Raw genomic sequence first — 1,435 nt, forward strand, 5'->3', positions numbered from 1 at the left:
CCCGGGGCAGGAGCCGGATCAGTGCGGCGAGCACCGCCCGGTCCGCCCAGTCCCACCGCGGCTTCGGCTGGGCACGGCGCAGCACCGCGACCTCATGTCGCAACAGCAGCAACTCGATGTCCTTCGATGCCGACGAGCGGCTGAGGAGAACGAGCCAGCTACAGACCCGAACGAAGATCAGGTACGGCAGGCGTACGGACATAGCTGACCATCATGCCGGCAGCCCACTCCACCGCGTCAGCCCAGGTCACAGGCCCAAGCCGACTTCTGGCACCCCACAGGCACTCCGATGAGGACGTCCTCACGATCAACGAGGCCGCCGACGGCTGGTTCGCGCTGCTGACGAACCTGACGCCCGACCAGGCCGATGCCGGCGAGGTCCTAGCCCGTTACAAGAGCCAGGAAACCGTCGAGCGGCGCTACTCGGCGCTCAAAGGACCGCTCGGAGTTGCCCCGGTGTTCCTGCAGAACCCGAAACGCATCCACGGCCTGCTCCACCTGCTGTGCCTGGCGCTGCTCGTCTACGCTCTGATCGAACGGGACGAGCCGGCCCCGGTGGGAAGGTCGAGGGCCTCTACGTCCGCCGCGCCGCCGTGCCGACCACCCTGCTGATCCTGCGCGCCCTCGCTCCGATGCGTCTCGTGCCCGCCCGCGACAGCCAGCCCGCCTACATCCCCCGGCCCACCCCGCTCCAGCAGCGGCTCCTCGACCTCCTCGGAGTCGACCCGACTCATCCACCATGATCATAAATCTGGCCCGTCACACCATCAAAACCAGATGTGCGGAAGACGGGCTCCCGCGCAAGCCGAACCCCTCCGGCCCGGCGGTCGCCCGATATAGCGTGAACGCCGCTGTTCATGCCGTCCGCGCATGCAGATCGAGTGTCATCGACGACCGACGATAGGATACGGGGGGCCACGGGGATGCGGGAGCCTCAGCTCGCTCGGGTACAGGCCAGACTGGAACGGTTCTTCCGCGACCGGGATCCCGCCACGGTCCTAGACCCGGAGGCGGTCGCCGAGGTGCGGGCGCTGCTCGGGGCGATCCCCGACCCAGGCGCCAACCTCAAGGTCGCCCACGCGGCAGGGTGGCTGTACTGGGAGCGCTACCTCGTCCTCGACGTCGGCGACGGCCATCGGGATCTCGCGACCGCGTTGGCCCTGTTCGCCCCGGTGTACCAGAGCCACCCCGACACGGTCCCCGATCAGGTTCGCGCCTATTTCGACCGGGACCGGCCCGCCCCACCCGACACGCCCGAGGCGTGGGCGGCGCACCCTGCCAGGCTGTTGGGTGAGGCGCTGCGCACCGATGACCGTACCGCGCTGGACACCGTGATCGACCTCCTGCGGCGGGCGCTGGTGGCCATCTCCGCCAACCACCCCGACCGCGCCATATACCTGTTCAGCCTCGGCAGCGCCCTGCACATCCGGTTCGA

General features: G+C 69.1%; 2 protein-coding genes and 2 pseudogenes. 3 read left to right on the top strand and 1 reads right to left on the bottom strand.

Going from position 1 to position 1,435, the window contains the following annotated elements; genetic code table 11:
- A pseudogene (locus tag MJ797_RS26650) lies at positions 1-202 on the bottom strand (transposase); the annotation flags it as partial.
- Between the two features lie 11 nt (positions 203-213).
- On the opposite strand from MJ797_RS26650, the gene MJ797_RS26655 reads away from it, so the two are divergent.
- From MJ797_RS26655 to MJ797_RS26665, 3 genes and pseudogenes are all read left to right on the top strand, one after another.
- Complete coding sequence (locus MJ797_RS26655; RefSeq protein ID WP_239342496.1) at positions 214-612, top strand: hypothetical protein; 399 nt, start codon at positions 214-216, stop codon at positions 610-612.
- Positions 594-743, top strand: coding sequence for a hypothetical protein (locus MJ797_RS26660; RefSeq protein WP_239342498.1), 150 nt, complete (start codon positions 594-596; stop codon positions 741-743). The genes MJ797_RS26655 and MJ797_RS26660 overlap by 19 nt, the downstream gene beginning before the upstream one ends.
- Positions 744-923: 180 nt before the next feature.
- Positions 924-1,435, top strand: a pseudogene (locus MJ797_RS26665) (CHAT domain-containing protein); the annotation flags it as partial.

The organism is Protofrankia sp. CiP3, assembly GCF_917627345.1.
Classification (GTDB): domain Bacteria; phylum Actinomycetota; class Actinomycetes; order Frankiales; family Frankiaceae; genus Protofrankia.

What these genes read in the sequence shown, in the direction of transcription:
- MJ797_RS26655 (WP_239342496.1), top strand. Translation starts at nt 214, where the DNA reads ATGCCGGCAGCCCACTCCACCGCGTCAGCCCAGGTCACAGGCCCAAGC.